This window comes from Buttiauxella sp. AC142 (assembly GCF_979253435.1).
This window is the reverse complement of sequence record NZ_CEEDCH010000001.1, coordinates 23,627-38,733: the sequence shown is the minus strand read 5'-3', so window position 1 is coordinate 38,733 and position 15,107 is coordinate 23,627. Positions and strand designations below refer to the sequence as shown.

The following is a 15,107-nucleotide window of genomic DNA, read 5'->3' as shown; positions in this document are numbered from 1 at the left end:
AAAGCTAAAAAGTGAGCTGTTTCGCCCATAGAAATCCTGTTTCTATCCATCAGGATTATCGGTTCAAAATTCCTTTGCAGACTTATTTATAGTTTACCGTTCGTTTTTCGGGAAGGCAGACCATCGTGCTGACCAAAGAATTGCGGTGGATGGTCAATCCAGCGATCTTTACGTTGTGCTGCATAAGAGGGGTTTAAGGGGTAGTAAATTCTGTTTTCCGCTTTATTGGCTTCGCCGACAATCAGCAGTCGCACTTCATGTTCGGTGTTATTAATAAAAGTATGGCAAACGCCTGTCCCTGCCGGGAAGCCGACACTATCTCCAGGTTCCAGCGCATAGAGGTGCCCGTTAATCCACACTTGCGGATGCCCTTCCAGGACATAAGCAAACTCTTCTTCACTGCTTTCGGCGTGCGGATAAGAAGTCCGGCGGCCAGGCAACAAGCGTTCATGATGTATTCCCAGGCGTGTTAAACCCAGTTTACGAGCCAGCGGTGCGCCAATGGAAAATAATTCAGTGCTATCGGGATAGGTTGAATCATCTTCACCTTCCAGTTCTTTCCAGTGGCGAATGCAATCAGGTTTATTCATAACAAACTCCGGGATAGTCATCTCAAAAGGATTTGACCAGAATGGCGCACCATTCGGCGTTTTTTACGCATTGTGGTAAAGTGTAGGGCTAATCTACAGGGGAATGCTGATGGACATCACGACTTCACAAAACGTGTTAGCGCAGGCTGAAAAACTATGCGAGCAGCGTAATGTGCGCCTGACGCCACAACGCCTTGAAGTACTGCGTTTGCTGACACAGCAGGCAGGTGCAATCAGCGCTTATGATTTGCTGGATTTACTGCGTGCCAGCGAACCGCAAGCTAAACCCCCGACGGTGTATCGTGCGCTCGATTTTCTTCTCGAACAAGGTTTTGTACACCGTGTAGAGTCAACCAACAGCTATGTTTTATGCCATCTTTTTGATCAACCGACTCACTCATCAGCCATGTTTATCTGCGACCGATGTGGCGCGGTGAAAGAACAGGGTGCGGAAGGCGTAGAAGATATTATGCAGCAGTTGGCAGCCGAGTTAGGCTTTGCTCTGCATCATAATGTTATTGAGGCGCATGGATTATGCAGTGCTTGTGCGGAGGTTGAAGCGTGTAGCCACCCGGAAGCCTGTGGGCATGACCATTCGATTCAGTCAAAGAAGAAGTCGCGTTAGGGGTATGGGTACGTCCGTGTACCTGGGCAGGGCTGAGAGTTAACACATCTGAGGGAAACTAATTACCAACGGTATTTGTTGCGAGTTTCCCAATCAACGACTTCTTCCTCTGCCTTATCCTTTTCATATCCATAACGTTCCTGGATTTTGCCGACAAGCTGATCGCGCTTCCCTTCAATGACGGTCATATCATCGTCAGTCAGTTTGCCCCATTTCTCTTTTACTGTGCCTTTGAACTGTTTCCAGTTACCGCCGATTTCGTCTTTATTCATAATAATATCCTCATCGTTCGGTGAAAAATTACTAACAAAAATTACCATCGTCCGGGTGCTTCCGTTTGGCTGACACCCTGTTTCTGCTGGACGTGGGAATAATTGTAGTCAAGGATATGGTGGTATGGGGAAAACTAAGAATGTTTAACCTAACGGCTTAATCTTGAACATTGTTAAACCAGGTATTTTTCTGCCAGTGGCGACGCCAGATCCATCCCAGCGACAAACCTCTTAGCGCAAGGAATACAGCTAACGAAAGCCACAACCCGTGGTTGCCTAAATACGGTACGGTAAACATCGACAGGCCAAAGCCCAACGCCGCGACAGCCATGCTATTGCGCATTTCAGTCCCTCGAGTTGCGCCTATAAACATGCCATCGAGCAAATAGCACCACACGCCGACAACGGGTAAAATTATCTGCCAATACAAATAGATATCCGCTTGCCGTTGCAGCTCAGCAATTGAGGTCAAAAGGGAAACAATTTGCTCACCCAATAAGGCATAAACGGCGGCGAATGCCAGTGCGACTAAACCGGCCTGGCGACATGCAGCCCCCCAGACTTCGAGTAATTGCCCCCGATTTTTTGCCCCATAAGCCTGCCCGGAATGTGCCTCAACGGCATAAGCAAAACCATCGAGCGCGTAAGCGGTGAAGGTCAGCAACGTCATTAGTACCGCATTCACCGCGACGATTTCGCTACCCAAACGCGCGCCAAAGATGGTCACGGAGGCAAAACAGATCTGTAATAACAGCGAGCGGAGCATGATGTCGCGGTTAAGCGCCAACAAACGCCGAACATTACCGCGCCACGCCTGTTTGAGCATTTCACCACTGATTCCACGCAGGCCCATGACCTTTTTCACCATGAGCAAGCCGATGATAAATGTGGCGTATTCAGCCGTGACAGTAGCGAGTGCCGCCCCCTGAACATTCATATGCAGCCCCATCACCAGCCACACGTCGAGCACAATATTCAGAACGTTACCGACCACTAACAAAATAACCGGCGCGCGTGCGTATTGAACGCCCAGCAACCAGCCGAGCAAGACCAAATTAGCCAGGGAGGCCGGGGCGCTTAACCAACGAATCTCAAGAAAACGTTGCGCCTGAAAGAGCACGTCCTGATTACCGCCGACAATACGCAGAGCCAGCGAGATTAGTGGTTCGCGCAGCAAGACAATGGCAATACCCGCTCCGAGTGCCAGCAATAAAGGCTGAACCAGTGCGCGAGCTAAAGCGGAGGGGTTGTTTGCGCCAAAGGCCTGGGCGGTTAAGCCGGTGGTACTCATGCGCAGAAAGAGCAATAACATAAACAGGAAGCTGGTTGCCGTCGCTCCAATCGCGACACCACCGAGATAAACAGGACTATCCAGATGACCAATAACAGCCGTATCGACAAGGCCAAGCAGCGGGACGGTAATGTTGGAGAAAATCATGGGTAAAGCGAGGCGCCAGAGCGCACGATCCGCTGTGGAGAATAATTGCATGACCTCTCCTGAAGGAGATCAAAGAGAATTAAGACAGTGATGCGTACTTAAATACGCATCACCTAAAGAGATTTTACAGCCAGTCGCCGTTGCGAATAACCCCAACAGCCAGCCCTTCAATCGAGAAGTTATGCTCGCGCAGGTCAACCACTATCGGCTCGAATTCGCTGTTTTCTGGCAGCAGATGAACGGTATTCCCTTGCTGTTTCAAACGTTTAACGGTCACTTCATCATCAATGCGCGCAACCACAACCTGGCCGTTACGCACATCCTGAGTTTTATGCACCGCCAGTAAATCACCGTCCATAATACCGATGTCTTTCATAGACATCCCGCTGACGCGCAGCAGGAAGTCGGCATTCGGTTTGAACAATGAAGGATCTACCTGGTAATGGCCTTCGATATGCTGCTGCGCAAGGAGTGGTTCACCCGCAGCGACGCGCCCAACCAGCGGGATACCAGTGATCTCTTCCACCAGCAAACGAATGCCACGCGAAGCGCCGGAAACAATCTCAATCACGCCTTTACGGGCGAGAGCTTTTAAATGTTCTTCAGCAGCGTTCGGAGAACGGAACCCCAGACGTTGAGCAATCTCGGCACGTGTCGGTGGCATGCCGGTCTGGCTGATATGATCCCGAATAAGATCAAACACCTCTTGCTGCCTGGTAGTTAACGCTTTCATTCCGCCCCCTGGGTGTTTATACAGTTATGCTGTGAGTATATACAGTTAAAGGCGAATTTGGAACCACAAATTGAGCAAAAAACCAGGCACTTAACTATTCTGGAAAGACTATCGCAAATGCTGCCAAAGCAGCGTGACCCAGGTAATTACTGCAAGGATAATGGCGATTAATACAGCGGCTGAGCCCATATCTTTTGCTCGCCCGGAAAGCTCGTGATAGTCAGTACCAACACGGTCAACGAGGGCCTCAATAGCGCTATTGAGGATTTCGACAATCATCACCAACACCACTGAACCAATCAGTAAAATACGGGTAATAGGGTCAACATCTAACCAGCAGGCAATAGCAATGGCGATGACAGCCGAAACGCCCTCCTGGCGGAAAGCAGCTTCGTTGATCCAGGCCGCTTTTAGCCCTTTCCATGAATAGCCTGCAGCTTTGATAATACGGGTAAGTCCAGTGGTACTACTCGCCATTTTGGGCAACCTTTTCAAATTATTTGCATCAATGCTTGTCAAAATTATAACGCCACAGAAATCTGGGTCAGATTCTGATATTCTTGCGGCGAATTTGCATCATTAACCTGAGGCTTTACATCGTTTATGTCAGGCTGGCCAAGAATCTACTACAAATTACTTAATTTACCATTAGGCGTTCTGGTAAAGAGCAAGTCTATTCCGGCAGATCCACAAGCCGAACTGGGCTTAGATCCCACACGTCCAATAATGTACGTGCTGCCCTATAACTCAAAGGCGGACTTATTAACGCTGCGCGCTCAATGCCTCGCGCATAACTTGCCCGACCCTCTCGAGCCGTTAGAAATCGACGGAGCGGTGCTGCCGCGCTATGTCTTTATCCATGGTGGGCCGCGTGTATTCACTTATTACACGCCGAAAGAAGAGTCGATCAAGCTGTTCCATGATTACCTCGATTTACACCGTAGCAATCCAAATCTGGACGTGCAGATGGTGCCTGTTTCGGTCATGTTTGGCCGTTCACCGGGGCGCGAAAAAGGCGAAGTGAATCCGCCATTAAGAATGCTCAACGGCATTCAAAAATTCTTCGCCGTCTCCTGGCTTGGGCGCGACAGCTTTGTGCGTTTTTCCGCACCGGTTTCGCTGCGCCAGATGGCAACCGATCACGGCACAGATAAAAAAATCGCTCAGAAACTGGCGCGAGTGGCACGTATGCACTTCGCTCGCCAGCGTTTAGCGACTGTTGGCCCGCGTCTGCCGGTGCGTCAGGATCTGTTTAACAAACTTCTGGCATCAAAAGCTATCGCTCGCGCGGTAGAAGACGAAGCGCGTAGCAAGAAAATCTCCCATGAAAAAGCACAGCAAAATGCTGTCGCGCTGATGGAAGAGATTGCCGCCAACTTCTCTTATGAAGCCGTTCGTTTGACCGACCGCGTGTTAGGACTGACGTGGAACCGTTTGTACCAGGGCATTAACGTTCACAACGCTGAGCGTGTGCGCCAACTGGCTCATGACGGCCATGAGATTGTCTATGTGCCCTGCCACCGCAGCCACATGGACTACATGCTGCTGTCTTACGTGCTTTATCACCAGGGGCTAGTTCCTCCGCACATCGCGGCGGGTATCAACCTGAATTTCTGGCCAGCAGGCCCGATTTTCCGTCGCCTGGGAGCGTTCTTTATTCGCCGTACCTTTAAAGGCAGCAAACTCTATTCCACCGTGTTCCGTGAATATCTTGGCGAGCTGTTTAGCCGTGGCTATTCCGTTGAATATTTTGTGGAAGGTGGGCGTTCCCGTACCGGGCGTTTGCTTGATCCGAAAACCGGCACGCTGTCGATGACCATTCAGGCCATGCTGCGCGGTGGTACTCGTCCAATTACATTGGTGCCAATTTACATTGGCTACGAGCATGTAATGGAAGTGGGGACTTACGCCAAAGAACTGCGTGGAGCGACCAAAGAGAAAGAGAGCTTTATGCAGATGGTGCGCGGGCTGAGCAAGCTGCGTAATCTCGGCCAGGGCTATGTGAACTTCGGCGAACCGATGCCGTTGATGACATTCCTCAATCAACGTGTTCCTGAGTGGCGTGATTCAATCGATCCAATCGAAGCGATTCGCCCGGCGTGGCTGACGCCAACGGTCAATGAAATTGCTGCCGAGCTGATGGTGCGTATCAACAATGCAGGGGCGGCAAATGCCATGAACCTGTGTTGTACCGCATTACTCGCTTCGCGTCAGCGTTCACTTACTCGTGAACAATTGACCGAGCAGCTCAACTGCTACCTGAGCCTGTTGCGTAATGTGCCGTATTCACCAGATGCGACCACGCCAGACCAGCCAGCAGAAGCGCTGATTGAACACGCGTTGCAAATGAACAAGTTTGAAGTAGAGAAAGATACTATCGGTGACATCATCATTCTGCCGCGTGAGCAGGCGGTACTGATGACTTATTACCGTAACAACATTTTGCATATGTTGGTGTTGCCTTCTCTACTGGCCGCGATTATCACGCAGCATCGCCACATTTCACGCGGAGAGCTTCTGCGTCAGGTCGAATTACTCTACCCGATGCTGAAAGCTGAGCTTTTCCTGCGCTGGGAGAAGGCGCAGCTTGTCAGTGAAATGGATGCGCTGCTCAATGAGATGGTTCGTCAGGAACTGATTACTCTTGCGGGTGATGAAGTGCTGATTAACCCGGCTCGTTCACGCACTATGCAGCTTCTGGCTGCGGGTGTTCGTGAAACGCTGCAACGTTATGCGATTACTTTCTGGCTGTTGAGCGCTAATCCATCCATCAACCGCGGGACACTGGAGCGCGAAAGCCGCACCGTTGCCCAGCGCTTGTCTGTTTTGCATGGTATTAACGCACCGGAGTTCTTTGATAAAGCCGTGTTCACCTCGCTGGTGTTAACCCTGCGTGATGAAGGCTATATCAGCGATACCGGAGATGCGGAGCCAACCGAAACCATGAAGGTCTACCAGATGCTGGCAGAGCTGATCATGCCGGATGTGCGTTTGACGATTGAAAGTGCGACGTCGCAGGCTGCGACTGAGTAATGCCCTCACCCTAACCCTCTCCCACAGGAGAGGGTATTGCCCGGTTTTCTCCTTCTCCCTTGGGGAGAAGGCCGGATGAGGGACATGTTTTAGAAGTGCAGGTAACTCAGCACCAGACCAATAAACAACACCAGCCCAACGTAGTTATTATTCAGGAATGCGCGGAAACAGGCGTCGCGATCGCGGTTCGCAGTCAGACGTTGTTGATGGATAAATAGCGCGCCCGCCAGAGCAATCGACCAGTAAAACGCTCCACCCAACCCGTTCAGCCAGCCAATCACCGCCAGCAGTACCATCACTGTAATCTGCAAAATGCCGATGATCAGATTGTCATAGCGCCCGAACAGTATCGCCGTGGATTTAATGCCAATTTTTAAATCATCATCGCGATCGACCATCGCGTATTGCGTGTCGTAAGCCACGGCCCAGCAGATATTGGTCAAAAACATCAGCCAGCAACTCAGCGGTACAGATTCACTCACCGCCGCAAATGCCATTGGAATTGACCAACCGAATGCCGCACCTAACACCACCTGTGGCAGGTGGGTATAGCGTTTCATAAACGGGTAAACCCAGGCTAATGCCAGCCCCGCTACCGATAACAAAATTGTCATGGTATTGAGTGTCAGCACCAGTAAAAACGACAGCAGAACCAACACAGCAAATAAGATGCGTGCTTCTTTCTCGCTGACTGCCCCACTAGGCAGTGGCCGGTGCGCAGTGCGTTTGACATGCCCATCAAATTTACGATCGGCGTAGTCGTTTACCACGCAGCCCGCAGCTCGCATCATCCAGACGCCAGCGATGAACACACATAAAATGGTCAGCGGCGGCACACCCGGTGTCGCTAACCACAACGCCCATAACGTGGGCCATAGCAATAAAAGCGAGCCAATCGGCTTATCAAGCCGCATCAGGCGTTGATAGGCCTGCCATTTGCCCTGTTTCAGACTCCACTCCATTATTTTTCCTCTACATACAGCGGGGATGCGGGGAGAAACAGCTCGGTCAACACTAATGGTTTTCCGGCTAATCTCAGGCGGGAACGACGCCCCCACAGCTCCTCATTGCGGCCAATCTCAATGAAATCCCGTGTCAGGGAAGATGCACTAAACAGGTAACGCCCAAGAGGTGTGGTTCCGAGTTGCTGCAATGCAAGCTCTGGCCCCTCGAGGGTAGATTCAGGAACGATGGTACGCCCTAAAAGCCAGGGTTCATCATCGCCGCAGAGCATGATTTCACGCAACCAGTAACGTTTGGCTTCAGGCAGCAAATCAGCTTCAGGAATATCGGCACGCGAATCGAAAAAACCTTCACGCACAATACGCACGCTGACACGCGAGCAATATTGTTCAAAGCGCTTGGTCATTGAATCTTCAAGCAACAACCAGTCAAGAAGCGATGCACTCAGCCCCTCGGGGATCGTAGCCTCAAAGCGTAAGGCGCGCAGTGGCGAAAGCGCGTCAGACATGTGAATTTCTCCGAAACAAAACCGAAAATCATTGTAACGCAGAATAGGTATAGCGGGGCAGGAAAAGCACAACAAGCGTTTAACAACGCCGAGTCAACTTGAAGGATGAAGAAGGAAAAAAGGTGCGCCCGCAGGCGCACCAAACCTCAAACATCAGCACTGCGGGGAGACGGTCACCCCTTGCCTTTTACACTGCTGATAAAAGTTTTACGGGCAGTCGTCGATCCCAGGCGTTCAGCTTCGTCGAGCAGTTTCAGGGCTTTGTCTACATCGCCTTTCGCTACGGCATCTTTGATTGCCTGGTTGAAGTACGTTTCTGTGTCACTTAGCACTGGCTCAGATTTCTTGGCTGGCGTGGGTGCCGCTACTGGTGCGGCAACGGCTACCGGGGCAACGTAGGTTGCGGCTGGCGCTGCGGTATTACCCACAGTAACCGGGCCTGGGCCTGATGAACCAAATAACGGCCCAACCAGAATGCTGGAGTTTGAAGAGGTTTTGACTTTCACTTTCAAGAGACCGTCGGTGGTATGGCGGGCAATCGGGTCTGGAATATCCGGTACAGCGTTACCCGTGCCTTTTGCATAGGCTTTTGCCGGGTCGAGCATTTTGGTGGTTTGCTGTGTGTCTTTGTTGGTGGTGAACACTAACAAATAGAGTTTTTGCTGCCCCAATGCTGGCGTCAGCTTAATCGTCCCTTCCAGGCGATCGGCGGACATCACGCCCGGTTCCTGGTAGGTAAAGTAGCTTGACGGGAAATAAGCCGCGGGCGTCATATTCTGGTCAAGAACCAGTACGTTCGGCGCAAATACCGTGTTTTTACTGATTTCACTAGTGAGCGTGATGGTCAATTCACCAATATTTGCAGGCACACTATAAGCCGCGACCGGGCCAGTAATATCACCTGCGCTCAGGCTCTGACCACTGGTAGCCAGTGTGGTGGTTAATGTTTTTGATTGATCGACGGGCGTCCACTGTAGCTGTTGTAACGCTGAACTCGGCACTGCTGGCGCCGCAGAAATGTCTTGTGGAACGATATTCACATCAGCCAGGCTCACTGCGGGAATGCTGGCGAGCAGCCCTGCGGAAAGGCAGAGTGCGAGGAGACTTTTTTTCATTTTCATTGTTATAAACCTCGAATGGAAAGTCGGTGGAAAGTTGGCCAGGCAATAGCCCTTTCCACCTGAAACAAGCATTGGCATACAAGGGTAATAACAAGGGGTTCAGTGGCGAGCCCCTTATCACTTCTTACTTTAAGCTACTGCTGTATTACCACCAGATTTCCATCTGGGCACCGAAGGAGAACTCGTCGTTGTCGCCACGGCTGGTAGAGAACGTACCGTTGCCGGTAGAATCAGCGATAGCAAAGCGAGTTGAGTCGCCGTTGGCATCTTTAGCGTAACCCCATTTCTCATCCCACTTCGCGTAGGTTGCGAAGACACGCAGTGCCGGACGGGACCAGATGCTGTCGCCTGCCTGCCATTGTTGTGCCAGGGTAATTTTGTATTGACCATTATGATCGCCAGTTTCCTGGGATTTCACGTTGTCGTAGCCCACTTCCAGCAGGGTACTCATGATAGGCGTCCATTTGAACATTGGACGAACACCGATGGTGTACCATTCAGTCCCCTGGTTATCATCCATATCCAGGTTCTGATACATACCGACGTACATCAGATCCCAGCGGTCAGCCAGAGTAATCGCACCGTGATCGATAACACGAATCATGCTGCCATCGTTGTTCAGAGAACCGCCCTGCGCCTGACCTTTACCTTGCGAGGTCATGGAATCAGTTGCGTACTGGACGACAAATTTGTTGTAGCCTTTCATCATGCTTTGGGTGTGTTCGATTGTCCCCATCCAGCCATCTTTAGATGCGCCAGGCTGCAGGTAATAATCGTCAGGAATGTTAGTGTGACCGTAATCAACACCCAGTTCTAAAGTACCGCCAGGGTTGGTTTCGATCCCCGCCCAACGCACGTCAAATACATCGTTTGGTACTTTATTGCTGTAGTTACGAGAACCATCAGCATTGAAATCATTGAATGCAGCCGAGCCGCCTGATTCAGAAGAACGAGTCGCTGCGAAGGACAGTTTACCCACGCCAACGTCGATGTTTTCAAGACCCGCACCAGGACCTGAAATATCCCAGTAGTAGAAGTCGATCATGTGTACGTCATGACGTTGATAGAAACGCTTACCGGCCCACATGTTGGCGCCTGGCAGTGCATCAATCAGGTTTTTACCCTGCACGTTTGCTTCACGGAATGCCGGGCTAGTTGCTTCCCAGTCATTATCCTGAGCAACGGAGTACGCCACGTTAGTATCGAAATAGAAGCTCTTGTCGCCTTCTTTCCACACTTCCTGGCCCAGTTTTAATTCCGCATAGGTTTCACATTCGTTACCAAGACGGTATTTAGATTGAGCACCAGTTGCCTGGAAACATTCCTGTGTGCCGCCGCTGCCGGTCCAGCCAATACCAGAACGGGCATAACCGTGGAAATCCACTGCCATTGCCTGAACAGACATAACGCCTGCTGCTACGGCGACTGCCAGTGGGAGTTTGCGCAGAGTAATCATCGTTCTATCTCCTGAGATCATTGCTTTTCTTTTTTATGGGAGTGCTTAAACACCTGGCTCTTGATGCAGCCGACGACAAGCAGTGCCATCCTCACGGAACAGATGGCAACGCTCTGGCGGCAAGCCAATAGCGAATGTGGCACCCTCTTTTACCAACACCACGTCATTCTGGCGGTACACCAGGTTCTGACGGATGGCGGGGATTTGAATATGAATCTGAGTTTCATGGCCGAGCTGCTCGACAACCTGAACTTCACCTTCAAGGGTCACGTCAGCGATGTCGCTTGGCAGCAGATGCTCCGGGCGAATCCCCAGAGACATGTTTGCGCCGACCTGAACTTCTTTGCTTTCAACCGGCAGCCAGACTTGCTGACGGTTCGGTAATTCAACCTGCACTTGATCGATAGCCGTGGCGGTGACTTTCACCGGCAGGAAGTTCATTTTTGGCGAGCCGATAAAGCCCGCAACAAAACGGTCAGCCGGGTAGTGATACAGCTCGAGCGGTTTGCCGACCTGCGCGACACGCCCGGCGTCCAGCACCACAATTTTGTCGGCAAGCGTCATCGCTTCAACCTGGTCGTGGGTGACGTAAATCATGGTGCGCCCGAGGCGCTTATGCAGTCGGGAAATCTCAATGCGCATCTGCACCCGCAGTGCCGCATCAAGGTTTGAAAGAGGTTCATCAAGCAGGAATACACGCGGTTCAGCCACCAGCGTACGGCCAATAGCTACTCGCTGACGCTGCCCACCAGAAAGTGCTTTCGGGCGACGTTCTAATAAATGACCCAGTTGCAAAGTTTCTGAAACCTGGGTGACACGCTGATTGATATCACTTTTCTTCGCGCCCGCGAGTTTCAACCCGAAGGACATGTTCTCAGCAACAGAAAGATGGGGATAAAGAGCATAAGACTGGAACACCATACCGACGCCGCGTTCAGCGGGCGGAATGTCATTCATGCGAGTGTCACCGATAAACAAATCACCGCTGGTGATAGTTTCCAGCCCCGCAATCATGCGCAACAAAGTGGATTTACCGCAGCCTGACGGTCCAACAAAAACCACGAACTCACCTTCCTGAATGTTCAGGTTGATATCTTTCGATACCACCACGTCACCCCAGGCTTTTGTTACGTTCCGTAGCTGTACGCTTGCCATGTACTTCTCCCTTCATTCCGTCACGCTGCTGAGTGGCAGGTGATTCAAGATGTGTCGGACTATGACGGATTCATACATTCCGTGAATCCTCCACCCTGCTGTTTTTTATGGGGGAGGAGGCGGGAGGATGAGAGGGGCTGGTCTGCAACCGGTTGCAGCGGGGGCGACAGTTTTTCGTGATCGTGGTTTCAAATTTCTGGGTGGTTTTGTGTGCTCCAGCACGCATAACTGTCAGTTATGGAATGCAGATCACAGATACCAGGGTGGGGGCGTAGGGCTAAGGAGGATGAGAAGCACTTGCCATCTGCGCAAACTGGCAACGTCAATTCGCTCTGCCTACAAATCCAAAAATTCGAGGGACATATGAAAATTAAAACTGGCGCCCGCATCCTCGCTCTGTCTGCCCTGACAACGATGATGTTTTCCGCCTCTGCACTGGCAAAAATAGAAGAAGGCAAATTGGTCATCTGGATTAACGGTGACAAAGGCTATAACGGCCTGGCCGAGGTCGGTAAGAAGTTTGAAAAAGATACCGGTATTAAAGTCACCATCGAACACCCGGACAAACTGGAAGAGAAATTCCCACAAGTTGCGGCGACAGGCGATGGCCCGGATATCATCTTCTGGGCGCACGACCGTTTCGGTGGTTACGCACAATCTGGCCTGCTGGCCGAGATCTCTCCAGACAAAGCTTTCCAGGACAAGCTGTATCCGTTTACCTGGGACGCCGTTCGTTACAACGGCAAAATCATCGCTTACCCAGTTGCGGTTGAAGCACTGTCTCTGATTTACAACAAAGACCTCGTACCTAATCCACCGAAAACCTGGGAAGAAATCCCGGCGCTGGATAAGCAGCTGAAAGCGAAAGGTAAGAGTGCGTTGATGTTCAACCTGCAAGAACCGTACTTCACCTGGCCGCTGATTGCCGCTGACGGCGGTTATGCCTTCAAACTCGAAAACGGCAAATATGACGTGAAAGATGTGGGCGTGGACAGCGCGGGCGCGAAAGCGGGCCTGAGCTTCCTGGTCAACATGATTAAAAACAAAGAAATGAATGCGGATACCGATTACTCCATCGCAGAAGCGGCCTTTAACAAAGGCGAAACGGCGATGACAATCAACGGCCCGTGGGCCTGGTCGAACATTGATAAGAGCAAAATCAATTACGGCGTGACGCTGCTGCCAACGTTCAAAGGCAAAGCATCTAAACCGTTCGTTGGCGTGCTGAGTGCAGGTATCAACGCCGCCAGCCCGAACAAAGAGCTGGCGAAAGAGTTCCTGGAAAACTACCTGCTGACCGATCAGGGTCTGGCTGAAGTCAATAAAGACAAGCCATTGGGTGCCGTTGCACTGAAATCTTACCAGGATCAACTGGCGAAAGACCCACGTATCGCCGCCACCATGGATAACGCCCAGAAAGGCGAAATCATGCCTAACGTGCCGCAAATGTCTGCGTTCTGGTATGCCGTTCGTACCGCTGTTATCAACGCCGTTAGCGGTCGCCAGACTGTTGACGAAGCGATGAAAGACGCTCAGGGACGTATTACTAAGTAAAAAAATGGCGGATGGCGCGCTGCTTATCCGCCCTACGTAACCCCGTAGGGTGGATAAACGTAGTGTCATCCACCGCTTTGAAAAGCTGTTGAGGAACACCCCATGGATGTAATTAAAAAGAGCCACTGGTGGCAAAGCGATGTGCTGAAGTGGTCAGTCATCGGCCTGTTAGGATTGCTGGTTGGTTATCTTGTCGTATTAATGTACGCCCAGGGGGAGTACCTGTTTGCCATTATGACGCTGATTTTAAGCTCACTTGGCTTATATATTTACGCTAACCGCAAGGCTTATGCCTGGCGTTATGTTTACCCCGGTCTTGCCGGCATGGGGCTGTTCGTCCTGTTCCCGCTGGTCTGTACCATCGCCATCGCCTTCACTAACTACAGCAGCACCAACCAGCTGACGCAGGAACGTGCACAAGAAGTGCTGATGGACCGCCAGTATCAGGCGGGAAAAACCTTTAACTTCGGCCTGTACCCGGCGGGTGACGAGTGGCAACTGGCCCTCACCGATGGTGAATCCGGCAAGAATTTCATCTCCGATGCCTTTAAATTTGGTGGCGAACAGCACCTGAAATTGAAAGAAGCGGATGCGCTGCCAGAAGGTGAAAAAGCCAATCTGCGCGTGATTACGCAAAACCGTGCGGCACTGACCCAAATCACGGCTGAAATGCCTGATGAAAGCACGCTGACCATGAGTTCCCTGCGTCAGTTCTCCGGCACTCGCCCTTTGTATACTGTGGCTGATAACGGGGAGATGACAAACAACCAAAGCGGCGTGAAGTACCGTCCGAATAACGAAATTGGTTTCTACCAGTCTGTTAACGCCGATGGCAACTGGGGCAACGAACAGTTAAGCCCAGGCTACACCGTGACTATCGGCTGGAAGAACTTCCTGCGTGTATTCCACGATGAAGGCATCCAGAAACCATTTATGGCGATTTTCGTCTGGACGGTGATCTTCTCCATCCTGACGGTGATTCTGACCGTAGCCGTCGGCATGATTCTGGCCTGCGTCGTACAGTGGGAATCCCTGAAGGGTAAAGCGATTTATCGCGTGATGTTGATTCTGCCCTACGCGGTACCATCGTTTATTTCCATCCTGATTTTCAAAGGTTTGTTCAACCAAAGCTTTGGTGAAATCAACATGATGTTGAGTTCGCTGTTTGGTATCAAACCCGCCTGGTTTAGCGACCCGACCACCGCGCGTTCAATGATTATTATCGTGAATACCTGGCTCGGTTATCCATACATGATGATTCTGTGCATGGGCTTGTTGAAAGCAATTCCAGATGACCTTTACGAAGCTTCAGCAATGGACGGTGCAGGCCCATTCCAGAACTTCTTTAAGATTACGCTGCCGCTGCTGATTAAGCCCCTGACGCCGCTGATGATTGCCAGTTTTGCCTTTAACTTTAACAACTTCGTGCTGATTCAACTGTTAACCAACGGCGGCCCGGATAGACTTGGTACCACCACGCCTGCGGGTTACACGGACTTGCTGGTGAGCTACACCTACCGCATCGCCTTTGAAGGCGGCGGCGGTCAAGACTTTGGTTTAGCTGCGGCTATCGCAACGCTTATCTTCATCCTGGTCGGCGCATTAGCGATTGTTAACCTGAAAGCCACCCGCATGAAGTTTGATTAAGGAGCAACAAAC

At 51.2% G+C, this 15,107-nt stretch carries 14 protein-coding genes; 4 read left to right on the top strand and 10 right to left on the bottom strand.

Features of this window, described 5'->3' with window-relative positions; all coding sequences use genetic code 11:
• Positions 1–86: 86 nt before the first annotated feature.
• Positions 87–590, bottom strand: a complete 504-nt coding sequence (locus tag AC0IWZ_RS00170; protein WP_034492408.1) for a cupin domain-containing protein — start codon at positions 588–590, stop codon at positions 87–89.
• A gap of 109 nt (positions 591–699) precedes the next feature.
• Between AC0IWZ_RS00170 and zur the strand changes: the two genes are divergently transcribed.
• Entirely contained in the window at positions 700–1,215 is a 516-nt protein-coding gene (zur, locus tag AC0IWZ_RS00165; protein WP_034492406.1) for a zinc uptake transcriptional repressor Zur, read from the top strand.
• Between the two features lie 62 nt (positions 1,216–1,277).
• Here the strand turns inward: zur and AC0IWZ_RS00160 are convergent, their stop codons facing one another.
• The 4 genes from AC0IWZ_RS00160 to AC0IWZ_RS00145 form a co-directional block, all read right to left on the bottom strand.
• The gene (locus tag AC0IWZ_RS00160; RefSeq protein ID WP_034492637.1) at positions 1,278–1,487 is read right to left on the bottom strand and encodes a CsbD family protein; all 210 of its coding nucleotides are present in this window, start codon (positions 1,485–1,487) and stop codon (positions 1,278–1,280) included.
• A 157-nt stretch (positions 1,488–1,644) separates the two neighbouring features.
• Positions 1,645–2,976 carry an MATE family efflux transporter DinF gene (gene dinF / locus AC0IWZ_RS00155; protein ID WP_034492404.1) on the bottom strand — a complete coding sequence of 444 codons (1,332 nt, stop codon included), beginning with the start codon at positions 2,974–2,976 and terminating at the stop codon, positions 1,645–1,647.
• A 73-nt stretch (positions 2,977–3,049) separates the two neighbouring features.
• On the bottom strand, positions 3,050–3,658 hold the full coding sequence (lexA, locus tag AC0IWZ_RS00150; protein WP_034492403.1) for a transcriptional repressor LexA: 609 nt from the start codon (positions 3,656–3,658) through the stop codon (positions 3,050–3,052).
• Between the two features lie 108 nt (positions 3,659–3,766).
• On the bottom strand, positions 3,767–4,135 hold the full coding sequence (locus AC0IWZ_RS00145) for a diacylglycerol kinase (protein ID WP_034492402.1): 369 nt from the start codon (positions 4,133–4,135) through the stop codon (positions 3,767–3,769).
• Positions 4,136–4,261: 126 nt separating this feature from the next.
• On the opposite strand from AC0IWZ_RS00145, the gene plsB reads away from it, so the two are divergent.
• Positions 4,262–6,691, top strand: coding sequence for a glycerol-3-phosphate 1-O-acyltransferase PlsB (gene plsB / locus AC0IWZ_RS00140; protein WP_259268608.1), 2,430 nt, complete (start codon positions 4,262–4,264; stop codon positions 6,689–6,691).
• A gap of 89 nt (positions 6,692–6,780) precedes the next feature.
• Here the strand turns inward: plsB and ubiA are convergent, their stop codons facing one another.
• The 5 genes from ubiA to malK all read right to left on the bottom strand — a co-directional run bounded on the left by ubiA (position 6,781) and on the right by malK (position 11,894).
• On the bottom strand, positions 6,781–7,653 hold the full coding sequence (gene ubiA / locus AC0IWZ_RS00135) for a 4-hydroxybenzoate octaprenyltransferase (RefSeq protein ID WP_034492399.1): 873 nt from the start codon (positions 7,651–7,653) through the stop codon (positions 6,781–6,783).
• The gene (gene ubiC / locus AC0IWZ_RS00130) at positions 7,653–8,162 is read right to left on the bottom strand and encodes a chorismate lyase (RefSeq protein WP_034492397.1); all 510 of its coding nucleotides are present in this window, start codon (positions 8,160–8,162) and stop codon (positions 7,653–7,655) included. Before ubiC ends, ubiA begins: the two co-directional genes overlap by 1 nt.
• A 173-nt stretch (positions 8,163–8,335) precedes the next feature.
• Positions 8,336–9,283 carry a maltose operon protein MalM gene (malM, locus tag AC0IWZ_RS00125; RefSeq protein ID WP_471678437.1) on the bottom strand — a complete coding sequence of 316 codons (948 nt, stop codon included), beginning with the start codon at positions 9,281–9,283 and terminating at the stop codon, positions 8,336–8,338.
• A 145-nt stretch (positions 9,284–9,428) separates the two neighbouring features.
• On the bottom strand, positions 9,429–10,739 hold the full coding sequence (locus AC0IWZ_RS00120) for a maltoporin (RefSeq protein ID WP_034492393.1): 1,311 nt from the start codon (positions 10,737–10,739) through the stop codon (positions 9,429–9,431).
• A gap of 45 nt (positions 10,740–10,784) precedes the next feature.
• Positions 10,785–11,894 (bottom strand): maltose/maltodextrin ABC transporter ATP-binding protein MalK, encoded by a 1,110-nt coding sequence (malK, locus tag AC0IWZ_RS00115; protein WP_034456987.1) that lies wholly within the window; start codon positions 11,892–11,894, stop codon positions 10,785–10,787.
• 363 nt (positions 11,895–12,257) lie between these two features.
• On the opposite strand from malK, the gene malE reads away from it, so the two are divergent.
• Positions 12,258–13,448 (top strand): maltose/maltodextrin ABC transporter substrate-binding protein MalE, encoded by a 1,191-nt coding sequence (gene malE, locus AC0IWZ_RS00110; protein ID WP_034492387.1) that lies wholly within the window; start codon positions 12,258–12,260, stop codon positions 13,446–13,448.
• A 102-nt stretch (positions 13,449–13,550) separates the two neighbouring features.
• Positions 13,551–15,095, top strand: a complete 1,545-nt coding sequence (gene malF, locus AC0IWZ_RS00105; RefSeq protein WP_471678438.1) for a maltose ABC transporter permease MalF — start codon at positions 13,551–13,553, stop codon at positions 15,093–15,095.
• Positions 15,096–15,107 lie beyond the last annotated feature (12 nt).